Source organism: Mesorhizobium sp. M7A.F.Ca.US.007.01.2.1, assembly GCF_003998165.1.
Lineage (GTDB): Bacteria > Pseudomonadota > Alphaproteobacteria > Rhizobiales > Rhizobiaceae > Mesorhizobium > Mesorhizobium ciceri.
On sequence record NZ_RZQP01000038.1, the window covers coordinates 1 to 17,152 of the forward strand.

Consider the following 17,152-nt stretch of genomic DNA (forward strand, 5'->3'; position numbering starts at 1 on the left):
CCGCAGGTGGAGACCGCCGTGGCGCCGCCGGGCTTGTCGTGCTTTTCCTTGAGCAGCGACTCGCGCAGCGCGTAATTGGTGCGGCTGGCGTTATCGGCCTTGGCGTCGAAATAGAAGCCGAGCCACGGCTCGACGACGGTGTCGATGTAGAGCACGCCGAGCTTGCGGCAGAGCCGCATCAGGTCCACCGAGCCGGTATCGACCGACAGGTTGATGCAAAAGCCCTGGCCGCCGCCATTGGTCAGAAGCGGGGTCAGGAGCTTCTTGTAGTTCTTCTCGGTCACCGCTTCCTGGACGAAGGTGATGCCGCGCTCGTCGAGCAGCTTGCGGTCGGTGTCGCGCGGATCGATAACCGTCATGCGCGACTTGTCGAACTTGAAATGGCGTTCGATCAGCGGCAGCGTTCCCCGGCCGATCGAGCCGAAGCCGATCATCACGACAGGGCCGCTGATCTCACCGTAAACGGGCCAGTTTTCATTCGCCATTTTATCGAGCACTCCTTCAAAGCCCAGGAAACTGGGAAAACGCACACACAAAACCGGGCATCTTTGCCCGGCGGCCATGCGCTACATCACAGATCATTGTCACAAACCAGCGAAAAGCGCCAACCAGCGATCAGTCGTCATTGGCCATGTGGTTAAGGACCGTCATCAGCCGATCACGGTCCGATGTCAGGCCCTTGTAGTCGAGCTGGGCGAGATCGAGTGCTTCGAGCTGGGCGGCGAAAGACACCGCGAGCTTCGCCCGATCAGGGTGCCTGGCCAGCACGGCGAGCGGATCGAGATGGATGCGGATGGTGAACAGGATATCGCGTGAAACAGGCAGTTTGCGTAGGGTTTGCCGCTCGACGCGAATGAAGGCATGGGCGTCGATGTCGCCATCGGGAAAGCGCGACGGCCGGTTGGTGGCGCGGTCGATGCGCTGCAGGTCGGAGAGCGGATGGTAGAGCGCGTTGTCGGCCTGGATCGACCAGTTGTAGCGCTCGACGGCCTGCCCCTGGAGGCCATCGAACATCCGGTTGATGAGTTCCGCCGGACGCGTGCCCGGGCCGAAACCCGGCACCGGCGCGTGGATGTCCTGCAGCGGCTTGCCGAACTTTTCCAGGAGCGACCAGGAGGAGGGAAAGCAGAGCGAGCCGGCGACCAGCCGCCAGCCGCTGTCACTGCTGCGCATCAGGATCAGGTCTTCCTGGACGAGCAGTGAGGCTTTGGCCAGCGGCGCATCGGCGAGGGAAGCAGGCAGACGGCTCGCCGCGCCCGCCACCTCGACGCCTGATCCGCCGAGCCGATGGGTTTCGGGGAACCTCTCCGGGAGATGCGCGGCGAGCAAGTCGAGCACTTCCTGCTGGGCGTCGCGCGTGCCGTCCTCCTCGACGAAAACGCGCTCTGGGATTTCGGCATAGAGCCGGTGCTTTTCGGCGAGATACGGCAGCAGATGGCCGTCGACCTCGATCCAGGCCGCCGGGTCGAGCGGCTTCAGCCCGATGCTGAACAGTTTCGACGAGCCGTCATAGGGCGTGTGGGTGGGCAGCGTATGTTTTGGGGACGTCATGTCTCAGGTCAGTCTTGCCGGGATCAGTCCGCGCAGCGAATTGCCGACGAACAGGGACTTGGCGGATTTCAGATCGTCCAAGCTGTAGATCGCTTCGCGGGCGCGGCCTTCATCCAGAAGCTGCGCGCGCAATACGCCAGGCAGCAGGCCGCAATCGAGCCGGGGCGTCGCCAGCACGCCGTCGCCGACATCGGCAAAGACATTGGTGATCGTGCCTTCACAGATCTCGCCACGCTCGTTGGCCATAAGCACCTCGTCGGCCTGCGTGATGAGGTGTTCGGCACGGGCACGCGTGTAAAGCTGTCGCCGGCTGGTCTTGTGGCGCAGCAGCGTGTCGTTCGAATCGAGCCTCGTCCGCGCCAGCCGCAGCATCCAGACTTTGTCGGCGGCGAGCGGTTCATAAGGCTGCGCAGAGGCCGTCACCTCGCCATCGTGCGACAGGACGAGACGCGTGCGCGTGGCAACGCCGGAACCGCCGACCGCGCTGCTCAGCGCCTCGCCGACCGTGCCTGGATCACAGCGGAAGCCGAGTTCCGCCGCCGAGCCATAGAGGCGCGCAAGATGACGATCGAAGCGCAGGAAGCCCGAGCCGGGTTCCCAGCGCATGGTCTCGATCAACTGAAAGTCGGCGGTGTTCCCGTCGCGAAGCGCGCTTTCAGCAGACACTCCTGATACTCCTCCTGCGCCGTCGAATCGAAGACGACGCCGCCTCCGACATTGTAGACGGCCTCGCCGCCCGAAAAGAGCGAGATGGTGCGGATCGCCACGGAAAAGCGCATCGGGCCGCCGGGTGCGATCCAGCCTATGGCGCCGCAATAGGCATCGCGGGGCGTGCCTTCCAGGTCGCGCAGGATCTCCATGGCACGGATCTTAGGCGCGCCGGTGATCGAACCGCAAGGAAACAGCGCCGCAAAGATCTGGCGGATAGAGAGACCCGGCAGCAGTTTGGCCCTGACGTCGCTCACCATCTGATGCACGGTCGGGTAAGTCTCGATGCGGAACAGCGCCGGCACGTCCAGCGTGCCCACCTCGCTGATCAGCGAGATATCGTTGCGCAGGAGATCGACGATCATCCGGTTTTCGGCCTGGTTTTTCTCGTCATTGCGCAGGAAGATCTTCTGCCGTTCGTCCTCGGCTTTGGTGGCGCCGCGCGGCGCCGTTCCCTTCATCGGATGCGTCTCGATCATGCCCTCGGCGTCGATCTCGAAGAACAGTTCAGGCGAGCGCGACAGCACGATGGGTTCACCGAGCGCGATCAGCGCGCCATATTTCACCGGCTGACGTTCAGTCAACGCATCGAACGCGGCCAGAGGCTCGCCTGACCATTGCGCATGCACGGGAAAGGTCAGATTGCCCTGGTAGCAATCACCTTGCCGGATGTGCTGGTGCAGCCGCGAGAAGCGTTTTTCATAATCCTCGGGCGACCACGTCGCACGGGCGTCGAAGATCGGGCCATTGGTCGCCGCCATATTGCGCGGCGGCACCGCCTGTTCGACCGGGGCATCGAAAACCCCAAGGCACACGAGTGGGGCGCGGCGTCCATTCGGCAGCAGGGGAACGAGCTTGGGTTCGAGCAGGTAGCCCGCCTCATACGAGAAATAGCCGGCAAGCCATTTGCCTGCATCATGCGCGGCTTGTGCTGCTTCCAGAGCCGGCCCGAAATCGCCTGCATCGTGCGCCACGATGATATCGGCCGGCCGGTCGAAAACGAGCTGGCGCGCGCTTTTGTCATTGCGAAAAATTGCGGCGGGCAGGGACATGGGCACCGAATGCTGCGGTCAATGAAGCCATCAACCGCTCTATATGGGGTGCCGCCCGCGCGCAATCGAGGGAACGGCACGCTGCCTCTTAAAGCCGACCTTTGGGCCAACTCAGGAACCAAGAGCAAACGGCGACGCCGATATGGCGCCGCCGCTTGCAATCTTCAGGTCGTGCCTGGCGATCAGCTGTTGCTGGAGGTTCCGGCTGTTGGAAACTGCTTGGCGAATTCCTTCTCGTTGCCGGCGGCGAGCAGCTTGGCCTGCTCGATCCAGCGTTCGCGCGCGATGCGGCCATCGAAATTCATGACGTCCTCGATCCGTTTGATATCGGCCGCTGTCCAGGACGCGATCTGGGCGAAGCTGGTGACGCCTTGTGCCTTGAGCAGTTTCTCATTGACCGGACCGATACCGATCAGCCGACGCAGATTGTCGGGCTTTCCGGATGCTGGTTTGGCTGTTGCAGGCTTGACTGTTGCAGGCTTGCTCGTTGCGGATTTGGCTGGAGCCGAGGTTTTGGTGGCGGCGGGTTTCGCCGCCGACTTGGCAGGGACCGCCTTGGCAGGGACCGCTTTCGCAGCGGCCGGTTTGGCCGGCGCGGGCTTTGTGGATTTGGCCGTCGCGGGGGTCGACATCAGGGCCGCCGGCGCCTGGCTTGCCGGTTTTGCCGCGCTGCTTCCGGCGGCAGGTGCGGCCGACGCTTCGCGCAGCCGACGCTCAAGGTCGGCGCGGGTCTTGCCGCATGCATCGAGTTCGCCGGTCAGGCGGTCGCTGTCGGTGCGCAGCCTGTCGCGTTCGCTGCGTGTACGGTCGAGATCGCCGCGCAAGCTGTCGAGTTCACCGCGCAGGCGCCCCCAAAGGAACCAGCCGACCAATACGCCTATCAGGAACGCCAGGACCACGTAGAAAAAAGTGCCCATTGTCTCTCTCCAGTCAGATCCGTCTGCCGTGGGTCATGATCTTCGGCGAAGGACTACTCTTGGTGGTTCCGCGGTAAGCAGAACAGCCGGCTTCGGTTCGAGCTGTCGGCGATCGGCTTTGCTTGCCCATGGCCAACGGCCGTTGTCGCGTTCGCCTGAGCGCCACGGCCGGCTGAGATTTCTCCTCGCCGATCCGCATGCGCTCCGGCTGAGCTTGGAGCGAAGGCTATCATAGAGCTTGTGGAAAGCTATCGGAAAACTTCGGTGGAGAGTACTTCAAGAACAGATATTTAGGGCGATAGTAGAGCTGTCCCAACATGCATTCCGGCTAAACTGTTAGAGCGACGCCTGGGGGCGCATTTCAAGTGTCGAGCGCTTCCAGCTCGTCGATCAGGCCACTGATGACGCCAAGTCCGATCTGCCAGAAGGCGGGATCGGTGGCGTCGAGCCCGAAGGGCGCCAGAAGCTCGGAATGATGTTTGGTGCCGCCGGCGCGCAGCATTTCGAAATACTTGTCCTGAAAGCCGCGCTCGGCGTTCTGGTAGACCGCGTAGAGCGAGTTCACCAGGCAGTCGCCGAAAGCATAGGCATAGACATAAAAGGGCGAATGGATGAAGTGCGGGATGTAGGTCCAGAACACCTCATAGCCTTCGCGCAGCTTGATGGCGGGACCCAGACTTTCGGCCTGCACTTCGAGCCAGAACTGACCCAGCCTGTCGGAGGTCAGTTCGCCGTTCTTGCGTTCGGCATGCACCTTGCGCTCGAATTCATAGAAGGCGATCTGGCGCACGACCGTGTTGATCATGTCCTCGACCTTCTGGGCGAGCATGGCCTTGCGCTCGCGCCGGTCGGTGGTCTGGTCGAGCAGCGAGCGGAAGGTCAGCATCTCGCCGAAGACCGATGCCGTCTCGGCCAGCGTCAGCGGCGTCGAGGCCATCAGCGCACCCTGGCCGCCGGCCAGCACCTGATGCACGCCATGGCCAAGCTCGTGCGCCAGCGTCATCACATCGCGCGGCTTGCCCATGTAGTTGAGCAGGACATAGGGATGCGCCGACGGTACGGTCGGATGCGCGAAGGCGCCAGGCGACTTGCCGGGCCGCACCGGCGCGTCGATCCAGTTGCGGTCGAAGAAGGTTCGCGCGATCTCGGCCATGTCGGGCGAAAAGCGCTGATAGGCGGACAGCACGGTGTTCCTGGCCTCGTCCCAGGCGATGATCGCCTGGGGCGTATCCGGCAACGGCGCGTTGCGGTCCCAATGGTTCATCACCTCCATGCCCAGCCAGCGTGCCTTCATCGCGTAGTAGCGGTGCGAGAGGCGCGGATAGGCATCGCGAACGGCGGAGGCCAAGGCGTCCACCACACTGCGCTCGACGCGGTTGGCCAGATGGCGTGAATCGGCGATGTCCTCGAAGCCACGCCAGCGGTCGGATATCTCCTTGTCCTTGGCCAGCGTGTTGGTGATCAGCGTGAAGGTGCGCAAGTTCTTGCGGAAGGTCGTGGCCAGCGCCTCGGACGCCCGGCGGCGCACCTCGCCGTCGGCGTCCTGCAGACGATTCAGCGCCGGCTCCAACGTCAGTTCCTCGCCGTCGATGTGGAAGCGAAGGTCGGTCATCGTTTCGTCGAACAGGCGGTTCCAGGCGCCGCGTCCGGTGATCGACTTTTCGTGGAAGAGCTGCTCGACGCGGTCCTCGAGCTGGTAAGGCTTGTCCTTGCGCAGATCGAGCACCCATGGCCGATAGTGGCCGAAGGCGGGATCGCCGGCGAGCGCGCCTTCGATCGACGCATCGTCGATCAGGTTGAGTTCGAGCGCGAAGAACAGAAGGTGCGCGCTGGCGTCGGTCATCTTCTCCTGGATGTCGCCATAGAGCTTGGCGCGCTGGGGATCGGCGGTGTTTCCGGCATAAACCAGTCCCGCATAGGAGACGATGCGGCCGATCAGTTCCTCCAGCGCCTCGTAGGCGACAAGCGCCTCGCCCAGCCTGCCGGCGCCGCCGCGCTCGGCTTCGGCGGCCAGCGTACCCTTCCAGCGGCTCTCGAAACTGGTGGCATCGGTGGCGGCCTTGGCGATGTCGCGCTTCAGCTCCGGCGCGTCCATGCCGGCATAGAGGTCGGCAAGGTTCCATTCCGGCAGGTCGCCCAGCTCGGCCGCGCCTTGACCCGACGCCGGCGCCGCCAGCCGCCGTGCGGAAACCATGTGCCCAGAATCCCTATGCATTGCCGACACCTTCCGTGGCCAAGGTTCAAGGAGAAACGAGAAGCCGGTCAAATCCTAAGGAATTCATTCACCGGGTTTTTTGAAACCTTATTTAGAACCCTGTGCCAAGATGGTCCACAGGGCAGAATTCCTCGGGCGGGCAGTCACACCAGTCATGACAGGTTCCATACTCATAGTCGATGACGATCCGGTGCAACGCCGGCTGCTCGAAGCGGCGGTGACGCGGTTCGGCTACAGCGCAATCGTGGTCGACGGCGGCGCGGCCGCTCTCGACATCCTCGATGGACCCGGCGCCCGCGAGGTGTCGGTGGTCATCCTCGATCTGGTCATGCCCGGTCTCGACGGTATCGGCGTGCTGAAGGCGATGCGCGAGCGCGACATCAACGTGCCGGCGATCGTGCAAACCGCGCAGGGCGGAATCGAGACCGTGGTTTCGGCGATGCGTCATGGCGCCTTCGATTTCGTCGTCAAGCCGGCGTCTCCCGACAGGCTGCAGGCATCGATCGGCAATGCGCTCAAGGTCGAGGCCGTCGAGGGCGAGGTCAAGCGCACATCGCGCCGGCGCGGCGGCCTCCTGACCTTCAAGGACATGATCACGCACAGCCCGGCCATGGACAGGGTGATCCGCCTTGGCCAGAAAGCGGCGGCATCCAACATCCCGATCCTGATCGAGGGCGAGTCCGGCGTCGGCAAGGAACTGGTGGCGCGCGCCATCCAGGGCAGTGGCGACCGCCGCACGAAACCCTTCGTCACCGTCAATTGCGGCGCCATTCCAGACAATCTGGTCGAATCGATCCTGTTCGGTCACGAGAAGGGCTCGTTCACCGGGGCCACCGACAAGCACACCGGCAAGTTCGTCGAAGCGCATTCGGGCACGTTGTTTCTCGACGAGATCGGCGACCTGCCGCTCGACGTGCAGGTCAAGCTGTTGCGCGCGGTCCAGGACGGCGAGGTCGACCCGGTCGGTGGGCGCTCGACCGTCAGGGTCGACATCAGGCTGATTTCGGCGACGCACCGCAACCTCCTGCAGCAGGTCAAGGACGGCAAGTTCCGCGAGGATCTGTTCTACCGGCTGAACGTCTATCCGATCTTCGTGCCGCCGCTGCGCGACCGCCGCGACGACATCCCATATCTGGTCACCCATTTCATGGAGAAGGTCGCGCCGGCCGACCCGCACCGTCGCCTGCAAGGTATTTCGGCGGCAGCGCTCGCCGTGCTGCAGGCCTATGACTGGCCCGGAAACATCCGGCAGCTCGAAAACGCCGTCTTTCGCGCCTCGGTGCTTTGCGAAGGCGATGTGCTTGCCGCCGAGGACTTCCCGCAGATCCGGGCGCAAGTGGAAGGCACCGTCAACCTCGATGTGGATGGCGACGCGCCGTCGCCGTCCTTGCCTTTGCAGGCGCGCGATGACGAAGCCTTGCCCGGCGAGGGCGGCCCGGCAATCGCGTTCGATCCGCCGGCAAGGCTGCAGCCTCGCTTCGGCACGTTGCGGGCGCTCGACGAGCGCGGCAATGTGCGGGCACTTGCCGATGTCGAACTCGAGATGATCAAGCTTGCCATCGATCACTACAACGGACAGATGAGCGAAGTCGCCCGCCGACTCGGCATCGGCCGCTCGACGCTCTATCGCAAGCTCAAGGAACACGGCATCGATCCGGAGACAGGCCGCGTCGATCGACTAGCCTCCTAAGGGCGATGCCGGGCTGAGCTTTGGCCCGGCTTCCGGCTTTGCCACAAGGCCGGCGCCAGCTTGCAATGCCACAACGGGCCTTGTATCGCCGTTTCAGCGGCATTGTGGCTGTCCCGTGGACAGCTCTGTTCACGCATTAAGGCTAGCGGTAACAGATCGTGTTCGGGGCGAAGGCGAAAATCTGATCTAAACCAGCGGTTTACCAAGAAACCTTGTGAACAATTTTTGACGGGATATCGCCACGGTGTTACCGCATTTCGGCTTCAATAAGCGATGATTAACCATTAGGATCGATATTCGGGTGTGCTAATGCCACATCCGTTTGGACAAATCCGGGGACAAACGGCAGCCTGCAAGGCCTTTTGATTTGAACAGAATCGAACGACACACAAACAGGCGGCACCATCATTTGAGCGTCTGGCCGAAGTGGTTGGCAGTGTTGGTTGTCGCTTTTGGTTTTGTTGCCGCGGCTGCGAGCGGAGCCAGCGCCGAAACACGGTCGCTGAAGCTTTATCATCTCCACACCCATGAGAAGGCCGAGATCGTCTACAAGCGCAACGGCCGCTACGTCCCCGAAGGTCTCCGCAAGATCAACATCATTTTGCGCGACTGGCGTCGCAACGAGCCAACCAAGATGGATCCGCGCCTGCTGGATCTCGTCTGGGAGGCGTATCGGGAAGCAGGTGCCACGGACTACATCCAGGTCGTGTGCGGCTATCGCTCGCCGTCGACGAACTCGATGCTGCGCAGCCGCAGCAGGGGCGTGGCCGAGAAGAGCCAGCACATGCTCGGCAAGGCGATGGATTTCTATATTCCCGGCGTGCCGCTGAAAAAGCTGCGCAACATCGGCCTCAAGATGCAGGGCGGCGGCGTCGGCTACTATCCGTCATCGGGTTCGCCGTTCGTCCATATGGATGTCGGCAATGTGCGCCATTGGCCCGGTATCAGCCGGCAGGAACTGGTCAGCCTGTTCCCCAACGGCAAGACGCTGCATGTGCCGAGCGACGGCAGGCCGCTGCCCGGCTTTGAGCAGGCGCTCGCCTCCTACAAGGCGCGCAAGGGATCGGGCTCGCCGGCCATCGAGATGGCCAGTGCCGGCGGCAGCAGCAAGAAATCAGGTGGATTCCTGTCGGCTTTCTTCGGTGGCGGCGGCGACGACGAGGCCGACGACAGCGCCGATGTCGAGACCGCTTCGGCCGCCCCCCCGCCCAAGGCGAGAAACCTGAAGCCGGCAGCGGCGGCCAAGACCAGCAACCTCCCGGGCATCGCCATCGTGGCGCCGGAGAATGCGCGGCGCGCCGAGATTCCGCAGGTGACCGAACAGCAGGCTCCGGAGCCTGAACAGGACACGCCGGAGACGATCATCGCGGCATTGCCGGCCCGAAGCATTCCGCTGCCGGATTTCGCACCGCGGCCGAAAGCCGATGTCGGCGCGCAGCAGCCTGAGAATGTTCCCTTCGCGATGGCGGAGGCGACAGCCACCACCGAGCAGGCCGTGGCGACCGCGCATGCGCCGGCGAGCGTTCCTTTCGGCATGGCCGATGCAACGGCTTCGGCTGATGCGACCCAGGTCGCGGTCAACAACATACCGTTGCCGACATGGCGTCCCGACAATTCGCTGCCGGCCGCTCTGGCTGCGCCGCCCAGCAAGGATGTGCTGATGGCGCTGGCCGAGACGGCCGACCAAGGCAAGACCGCGACCGATGCGTTCTCGGTGCTGCCGACGGCGCGGCCCGAGATGGCCAGGCCGGACGCGGTCAAGGCCGTGCTCGACGAGGCCAATGCCCAGGTCGGTGCGGCCGATTACCAGCTTGCTTCCTTGTCCGGGTCCGAGCCGCGTTCGGCGTTCAACGATCCGGGCACCAACGCCGCATCGCCGCGCGATGCTGTCGTGGCCCGCCCAGTCGGTTCCGATCCGGCCGCCGCGATCGGCGCCGGCGTCAAGACGACGCGCAAGGAATCGAGAGCCACCGCCCGCGACCTGAAGCCAGGCCCCAAGGCCATGGTGGTTGCAGCCGCACCGCAGGCCGCCCGTTGGGCCTTGACCAGCGGCGAGCAGGTCGCCACCGTTTCAAGCGCGACGACGGCGCCGGGTTACGCCTACAGCATCGTGCACACGCCGCCGAGCGAGGTCTACACCGCTGGCTTCCAGCCGAGCAGCCAGGTGGCCGATGCCAATCGCTTCACCGGCAACGCCGTCAAGTTCATGTCGGTAGCCCGCTTCCAGACCAAATGACGGCAAACCAATCGACAAAGCCGCGCCGGGCAACCAGCGCGGCTTTTTGCTGCGTGGCCGGATCCGGTCGCGCGGCCCGCCGGCTTCCGATCACACCGGCCTGACATTGCCGTGATCGTGGAACGCCTCGGGCCGTCAACGGTTTCTCCCTCGTTCGTTCAAACCCGGGGATACCCATGAAGAAGATTCTACTGGCATCGGTCATCGCGTTGGCAACCGCTTCGGCGGCCATCGCCCCTACGCAGGCCGAAACCATTGTCGTCAAAACCCACGATCACATGCACATGAAGAAGCACTGCCGGACCAAGGTTGTCACGACCTGGAAGCATCATCATAGGGTGGTCAGGGAAGTCAGGGTCTGCAACTGATCCGGCCAAGGCAGGCCTGGAAAAAACATCCGGCGGAAACCCGGTCGACGCAAGTCGGCCGGGTTTTTCCATGCCGCCATGAAAGCCTTATTTTGCGAGCTTGCTCGCCGCGCGCGCCAAGGCTTCGATCTCGTCCCATTTGCCGGCCTTGACGAGGTCGTCGGGCGCCACCCAGGAGCCGCCGACGCAGACCACGTTGGGCAGGCTGAGATAGTCAGCTGCGTTCTTGGCCGAGATGCCGCCGGTCGGGCAGAATTTCACATCGGCGAGCGGCGAGGCGAAGGCCTTCAGCGAAGCGATGCCGCCCGACTGCTCGGCCGGGAAGAATTTCAGAAAGCGCAAGCCGGCTTCGCGCGCGGCCATGATCTCGCCGGGGGTGATCGCACCGGGCAGCAGCGGAACATCGCTGGCGGCGGCTGCCGACAGAAGCTCGCGGGTGATGCCGGGGCTGACGATGAAGCGCGAGCCCGCGGCAGCCGCCTCTTCGAACTGCCTGGCATCGAGAATGGTGCCGGCGCCGACGATGGCTTCCTCGACTTCACCAGCGACCCGCCGGATCGCTTCCAGCGCGTCGGCGGTCCTCAGCGTGATCTCGATCGCAGGCAGGCCGCCGCGCGCCAGAGCGCGGGCCAGCGGCACGGCATTGGCGACATCGGAGATCTTCAGCACCGGGATGACGGGCTGGCCGTTGAGGAGCGACAGAAGTTTTTCGGTCTTGCTGGGCATGTGTCTCTCCGTGGCGTGGGACAATTCAACCGATTAGCAGAAGGCCGTTTTCCTGTCCACGAAACCGGCCGTGTCGCGATGTCACGCGTCGCCCATACTCGCCAAGCCCAAGTTGACAAGGGTGGCTGCCGGCTCGATGGTGCCGACAGCTTTGGTCCCGGTGGCTTTTCAGGATAGGAATTTTTTCTTGACTCCCTGATCTCAGCTATGGTACAAATTCGCCCATGGTGCAGATTTGCGCCAGTGACCCGCCGAACAGGATGCCTGCTTTGCCTTGAATCGGCTTGCTCGAGCGTCTAGTGGCTTCGGCGATGACATCACTTCCACTCCTTCGCGTCGCCGCGCTCTACCGGTTTGCCCGGCTCGACGCTTTCGAAGAACTGCGCGCGCCGCTCGCCGCATTCTGCTGCGGGCGCGGCATAAAGGGCACGCTGCTGCTGGCGCATGAAGGCATCAACGGCACCGTCGCCGGCAGCGAGACGGCAATTGCCGAACTGATCGCGTATCTCGAAGCCATCGAAGGGCTTGCCGGACTCGAGGTCAAGTACAGCGCGGCCGCGGACATGCCGTTCCATCGCATGAAGGTGCGGCTGAAGCGCGAGATCGTCACCATGGGTGTCGATGACATCGATCCTTCGAAAAGTGCCGGCACCTACGTCGCGCCGGCCGACTGGAACGCTCTGATTTCGCAGCCCGGCACTGTCATCATCGACACGCGCAACGCCTATGAGGTGTCGATCGGCACGTTCAAGGGTGCGATCGACCCGGCCACCGCAAGTTTTCGCGAGTTCCCGGCCTGGGTGGAAACGCACCGGGCGGAGCTCGAAGGCCGCAAGGTGGCGATGTTCTGCACCGGCGGCATACGGTGCGAAAAGGCGACCGCCTATGTCAAATCGCTCGGCTTCGAGGATGTCTTCCATCTCAAGGGCGGTATCCTCAAATACCTCGAAGAGGTTCCGGCCGAACAGAGCCTCTGGCAAGGCGAGTGCTTCGTCTTCGATGAGCGGGTTTCGGTGTCGCACGGCCTTGCCGAGGGCGACGCGGAACTGTGCCGCGCCTGCCGCCACCCGCTGACGCCGGGCGAGCTGACGTCGCCCAAATTCGCTGCCGGTATTTCGTGCCCGCATTGCTTCGATGCGCGTTCGGACGAGGACCGCCAGCGTTATGCCGAGCGCCAGCGCCAGGTCGAGCTTGCGCAGGCGCGGGGCAGGGGTCCGCATATCGGCTCCTGATCCAGGCATCGTGCTGCTGCAAAGCGGCTGCCTGTCATTGCAATGTCAAGTTTCGGGACCTACGTCTTCGACGTTCGAAACCCGCCCGTTCGGCCGGGCAAATCCTGGAGGCACTGAATGTTCGATCCCAAGAAGCTTCTCGACGATCTGCTCGGCTCGCAAATCCCCGGCACCAGCGGCACCGTTCGCGACAAGGCGGGGCAGGCCGTGCAGATGGCCAAGGACAATCCGCTGGCGGCCGGTGCGCTGGCCGCGGTGCTGCTCGGAACCGGTACTGGCCGCAACGTGACGGGCGCCGCGGTGAAGCTTGGCGGACTGGCCGCAATCGGCGGCCTCGCCTACAAGGCCTACCAGAATTACAAGGCCGGCAACGCGCCCGCGGAAGCACCGGCGGCCGGCCAACCGGAATTGCTGCCGCCGCCCAAGGATACCCCCTTCCACCCGTCGCAGGCGCCGCAAGGCGAGGACGAATTCACGCTGACCCTGGTGCGGGCGATGATCTCGGCGGCGAAAGCCGATGGCCATATCGACGATGAAGAGCGCCAGAAGATCGCCGGCAAGCTCAGCCTGGCCGGCATAGGCTCCGACGCCGAAAAGTTCCTGATGGCGGAGCTGGCAAGCCCGCTCGACCTCGACACGCTGGTGGCCGGCGCCAAGACCGATGCGCAGAAGCTCGAACTCTACACGGCGTCGCGCCTGACCATCGATCCCGACACACGCGCCGAGCGCGGTTATCTCGACCTGCTTGCCGGCCGGCTCGGCCTGCCGGACGCGCTGGTCGACCATGTCGAGGCGACGGTTTCGGCGGCCAAGGTGCCGGCCAAGGCCGGGACGTCACCCAATCCGCGCTGGTAGGCCAAAACGGAACAGGGGGCACTTTCCGGGTTAACCGCTCATTAACCCAGCAAGCGCATCATTCAACACAGTCGGATCGGCTTTTCCTCCTCCCAAGCCCGGTTCAGATCAGGGGCGGTCGCCAATGGCCGCCCTTTTTGTCGGTCCGGCCGGATGGACACGCTTGCCATCGCCGCCGTCATTTGCGATGCCTTCCTTTTCGAGCCAACCCCCCAAAATCAGTCGAGCAAGCGCAGCGCTGCCGGAGGACAATAGCCATGACCGAGCAAAGAACCGCCATCGTCACCGGGGCCGGCACGGGCATCGGCAAGAGCGTCGCCACGGCGCTGCTCAAGGCCGGCTGGAACACGGTGTTCTGCGGACGCCGCAAATCCGTGCTGGATGCAGCCGTGGCTGAGGCCGGGTCCACCGGCGCCAAGGCCCTGGCGGTTGCCTGCGATATCAGCAAGGCAGGCGAGGTCGACGATCTGTTCGAGACCGTGGCGGCGGCCTTCGGCCGTGTCGACCTGCTCTTCAACAATGCCGGCATGGGCTACAAATCGACGCCGATCGACGAGATACCGGTCGAAGTGTGGAACGATATCGTCGGCGTCAACCTCACCGGTTCGTTCCTGTGCGCCCGTGCCGCCTTTGGCGCCATGCGCAAGCAGAAGCCGATGGGTGGCCGCATCATCAACAACGGTTCGGTGTCGGCCTATGCGCCGCGCCCAGGCTCGGTGCCCTACACGGCGACCAAGCATGCCATCACCGGACTGACCAAGACGCTGGCGCTTGACGGCCGGCCCTATGACATCGCCTGCGGCCAGATCGACATCGGCAATGCGCTGACCGACATGGCGCAGCCGATGACGGTCGGTGTGCCGCAGGCCAATGGCTCGATCGCAGCCGAAGCGGTGATGGATGTTCAGCGCGTCGCCGACGCCGTCGTCCACATGGCCAGCCTGCCGCTCGACGCCAACGTGCTGTTCATGACCGTGATGGCGACCAAGATGCCGTTTGTCGGGCGTGGGTGAGCAGCCCGGTTCGCGTAAGCGAATTCATCGTGCCAGTGGCACGATGAAAGGCCGGCGAACGCTGGGACGCTGCGAAGCAGCGGGGACCCAGCCGGATGGTTTTATTTCCCGGCCAGCGGCACGCCGGGCTTGAACAGCAGAATGGGCCTGATCTCGTAAACGGCGGTGGGATTGACGCGGCGAAGGTCGCGGGCGATCGCGATGGCCTCGTCTCGCGTGGCGCAGTCGACGACATAGAGCCCGAGCAACTGTTCCTTGGTTTCGGCGAAAGGACCGTCGATGATCACACCGTCGCCCGGGCCGCGCAGGGTGATGGCATCCTGTGTTGCGCCCAGACGCGCGGACGGCCCCAGCGTGCCTTCCTCATGAAGCCGGGTGTTGATCTTCAGCAGGTCGGCCATAAGTGCTGCATCTTCCTGCGGCGTCAGCGCCTTGATCGCATCTTCCACGTGATAGGCAAGGATTGCGTAGAACATTTTATGTCACCTGCTTCGATCCTGATCCAGGGAGCGTAGCGGTTCCCGACACGCCCGCCCAGCCTTGGCCGTGCGTGTCCGGACAGATCATGACACCATCATTGTCGCCAGCCGCAACCACCCGGAAAGAGGCCACCGGCCCGCTTTCAAACCTACTTCGCCAGGAACGCTCCGATCCGCTCCAGCGCGCGCAGGATGTTCTCCTCGGAATTGGCATAGGAGAGCCTGATATAGCCTTCGCCGAGAATGCCGAAATCGGGGCCGCCGATCAGCGCCACGCCGGCCTCGTCGAGCAGTGCCGAGGCGAGCTTCTTGGCCTTCCAGCCGGTCTTCGAGACGTTGGGGAAGGCGTAGAACGCGCCCTTGGGCGTGATGCAGGATATGTTGGGCAGGGCGTTCAGTCCCTCGACGACGATCTTCCGGCGGCGGTCGAAGGCGCGCATCATCTCGTCGACGTCGTCCTGCGGGCCGTCGATGGCGGCGATGCCGGCAAACTGGCTCGGCGCGTTGACGCAGGACCAGCAATTGACCGCCAGCTTGCGCACCTTGTCGTAGAGATGGGCGCCCTTGTCGCCATTCGGCCAGATCGACCAGCCCATGCGCCAGCCGGTCATCGCCCAGGTCTTCGACCAGCCGTTGAGCACGATCAGCCGGTCGCGGATTTCGGGAAAGCCGAGCAGCGAGCAATGCGTCTCGCCATCATAGGTCATGACGTCGTAGATCTCGTCGGAGAGGATGGCGACCTGCGGATGCGCCTCCAGCCCCTTGACCAGTTTCTCGATCTCGGCGCGAGGCGTGACGCCGCCGGTCGGATTGGCGGGCGAGTTGAGGATCAGCAGCCTGGTCTTCGAGGTGATCAGCGCCAGTGTCTCCTCGGCCGAGAAGGCAAAGCCGTTTTCTTCGCGCATCGGCACGGGAATGGGTGCCGCACCCGTGAACTCGATCATCGAGCGGTAGATGGGGAAGCCGGGGTCCGGGTAGAGGATCTCGGCGCCGGGCTCGCCGAACATCAGGATCGCGGCGAACATGGTCGGCTTGCCGCCGGGCAGGATCATCACCGTTTCGGGCGATATCTCGACACCGGTGGTGGTCAGCGTGCGGCGCACCACCGCCTCGCGCGTCGCCAGCAGGCCATTGGCCGGCGTGTAGCCGTGATGGCCGTCGCGCAGCGCCTTGATCGCCGCCTCGACGATGTGCTGCGGCGTCTTGAAGTCGGGCTGGCCGATGCCGAGATTGACGATGTCGCGGCCTTGTTGGGCAAGTGCTGTGGCCCTCGCAAGCACGGCGAAGGCGTTTTCCTCGCCAAGGCGGTCGAAGGCCGAAATCGTGTGGAGCATTTTTCCCGTCCGTGTGGTTCTTGCTGTTGGGTCGCGTTTTTGTGAGCCTCAGCCCGCAAAAGTCAAACGGATTGGAGCATTCGGTGTCGGAAAATCTCAGGGATTGGCAACCGCGTCCGCGGCCTGAACGCAAGACCATCGACGGTCGATACGTCCGGCTTGAACCGCTGAGCGCTGCAAAACACGGCGACGGCCTCTATGAAGCGTCCTCCGTGTCCGATATCGACGACCGCTTCGCCTGGTTGCCCGACTATCCGCCGGAGACCCGCGCCGCCTTCCAGCCATGGCTGGACAAGGTCGAGGCCAGCGAGGATCCGCTGTTCTTCACCGTCATCGACAAGGCCAGCGGCAAGGTCGCCGGACGCCAGACGCTGATGCGCATCGATCCGGCCTACGGCGTCATCGAGATCGGCAACATCTATTGGGGACCGCTCATCTCGCGCAAGCCGGGAGCAACCGAAGCGCAGTTCCTGTTCATGAAATACATCTTCGACGGGCTGGGCTATCGCCGCTACGAATGGAAGTGCAACAACCGCAACGAGCCATCGAAGCGGGCGGCCGAGCGGTTCGGCTTCAAGTTCGAAGGCATTTTCCGCCAGCATCTCATCGTCAAGGGTGAAAACCGCGACACTGCGTGGTATTCGATCATCGACAAGGAATGGCCGGCGCTGCGCAGTGCCTATGAGGCGTGGCTCGATCCGGCCAATTTCGATGGCGACGGCCGGCAGAAGCGACGGCTCGAGGATTTTCGCGCGGAATTCGGCGCTTAGGAGTTC

Annotated in this window: 16 protein-coding genes; 7 read left to right on the forward strand and 9 right to left on the reverse strand. The window is 63.8% G+C overall.

The window, feature by feature from the left end; all coding sequences use genetic code 11:
• The 6 genes from EN949_RS09870 to EN949_RS09895 form a co-directional block, all read right to left on the reverse strand.
• Positions 1-485, reverse strand: a 485-nt coding sequence (locus tag EN949_RS09870; protein WP_206534945.1) for a saccharopine dehydrogenase NADP-binding domain-containing protein, incomplete at its 3' end; no start/stop codon positions are given.
• 130 nt (positions 486-615) lie between these two features.
• Positions 616-1,551 (reverse strand): DUF3445 domain-containing protein, encoded by a 936-nt coding sequence (locus tag EN949_RS09875; protein ID WP_063168945.1) that lies wholly within the window; start codon positions 1,549-1,551, stop codon positions 616-618.
• Positions 1,552-1,554: 3 nt separating this feature from the next.
• Entirely contained in the window at positions 1,555-2,217 is a 663-nt protein-coding gene (locus tag EN949_RS09880; protein WP_063168944.1) for an aminotransferase class IV family protein, read from the reverse strand.
• Positions 2,166-3,311 (reverse strand): aminodeoxychorismate synthase component I, encoded by a 1,146-nt coding sequence (locus EN949_RS09885; RefSeq protein WP_063168943.1) that lies wholly within the window; start codon positions 3,309-3,311, stop codon positions 2,166-2,168. Before EN949_RS09885 ends, EN949_RS09880 begins: the two co-directional genes overlap by 52 nt.
• A 182-nt stretch (positions 3,312-3,493) precedes the next feature.
• On the reverse strand, positions 3,494-4,228 hold the full coding sequence (locus EN949_RS09890) for a proton-conducting membrane transporter (RefSeq protein ID WP_127370961.1): 735 nt from the start codon (positions 4,226-4,228) through the stop codon (positions 3,494-3,496).
• Positions 4,229-4,589: 361 nt separating this feature from the next.
• Positions 4,590-6,422, reverse strand: coding sequence for a M3 family oligoendopeptidase (locus EN949_RS09895; protein WP_127367009.1), 1,833 nt, complete (start codon positions 6,420-6,422; stop codon positions 4,590-4,592).
• A gap of 175 nt (positions 6,423-6,597) precedes the next feature.
• Between EN949_RS09895 and EN949_RS09900 the strand changes: the two genes are divergently transcribed.
• The 3 genes from EN949_RS09900 to EN949_RS09910 all read left to right on the forward strand — a co-directional run bounded on the left by EN949_RS09900 (position 6,598) and on the right by EN949_RS09910 (position 10,737).
• Entirely contained in the window at positions 6,598-8,133 is a 1,536-nt protein-coding gene (locus EN949_RS09900; RefSeq protein ID WP_127367010.1) for a sigma-54 dependent transcriptional regulator, read from the forward strand.
• A gap of 439 nt (positions 8,134-8,572) precedes the next feature.
• The gene (locus EN949_RS09905) at positions 8,573-10,369 is read left to right on the forward strand and encodes a DUF882 domain-containing protein (protein WP_245472383.1); all 1,797 of its coding nucleotides are present in this window, start codon (positions 8,573-8,575) and stop codon (positions 10,367-10,369) included.
• Between the two features lie 176 nt (positions 10,370-10,545).
• Positions 10,546-10,737 (forward strand): hypothetical protein, encoded by a 192-nt coding sequence (locus EN949_RS09910; protein WP_013529739.1) that lies wholly within the window; start codon positions 10,546-10,548, stop codon positions 10,735-10,737.
• A gap of 87 nt (positions 10,738-10,824) precedes the next feature.
• On the opposite strand, the gene EN949_RS09915 is transcribed toward EN949_RS09910, so the two are convergent.
• On the reverse strand, positions 10,825-11,463 hold the full coding sequence (locus EN949_RS09915; RefSeq protein ID WP_127367336.1) for a 2-dehydro-3-deoxy-phosphogluconate aldolase: 639 nt from the start codon (positions 11,461-11,463) through the stop codon (positions 10,825-10,827).
• A 311-nt stretch (positions 11,464-11,774) separates the two neighbouring features.
• Here EN949_RS09915 and EN949_RS09920 point away from each other — a divergent pair, with 311 nt between their 5' ends.
• The 3 genes from EN949_RS09920 to EN949_RS09930 all read left to right on the forward strand — a co-directional run bounded on the left by EN949_RS09920 (position 11,775) and on the right by EN949_RS09930 (position 14,563).
• Positions 11,775-12,695, forward strand: coding sequence for a rhodanese-related sulfurtransferase (locus tag EN949_RS09920; RefSeq protein WP_013529741.1), 921 nt, complete (start codon positions 11,775-11,777; stop codon positions 12,693-12,695).
• A 117-nt stretch (positions 12,696-12,812) separates the two neighbouring features.
• Positions 12,813-13,550, forward strand: a complete 738-nt coding sequence (locus tag EN949_RS09925; protein WP_013529742.1) for a tellurite resistance TerB family protein — start codon at positions 12,813-12,815, stop codon at positions 13,548-13,550.
• A gap of 257 nt (positions 13,551-13,807) precedes the next feature.
• Entirely contained in the window at positions 13,808-14,563 is a 756-nt protein-coding gene (locus tag EN949_RS09930; protein ID WP_013529743.1) for an SDR family oxidoreductase, read from the forward strand.
• Positions 14,564-14,664: 101 nt separating this feature from the next.
• On the opposite strand, the gene EN949_RS09935 is transcribed toward EN949_RS09930, so the two are convergent.
• Both EN949_RS09935 and EN949_RS09940 read right to left on the reverse strand, forming a co-directional pair.
• Entirely contained in the window at positions 14,665-15,039 is a 375-nt protein-coding gene (locus EN949_RS09935) for a YciI family protein (RefSeq protein ID WP_013529744.1), read from the reverse strand.
• 152 nt (positions 15,040-15,191) lie between these two features.
• Positions 15,192-16,376 (reverse strand): pyridoxal phosphate-dependent aminotransferase, encoded by a 1,185-nt coding sequence (locus EN949_RS09940; RefSeq protein WP_024502719.1) that lies wholly within the window; start codon positions 16,374-16,376, stop codon positions 15,192-15,194.
• An 83-nt stretch (positions 16,377-16,459) separates the two neighbouring features.
• Here EN949_RS09940 and EN949_RS09945 point away from each other — a divergent pair, with 83 nt between their 5' ends.
• A complete protein-coding gene (locus EN949_RS09945) occupies positions 16,460-17,146 on the forward strand; it encodes a GNAT family protein (RefSeq protein WP_063170329.1) in 687 nt (228 codons plus the stop codon).
• The last annotated feature ends 6 nt before the right edge of the window (positions 17,147-17,152 follow it).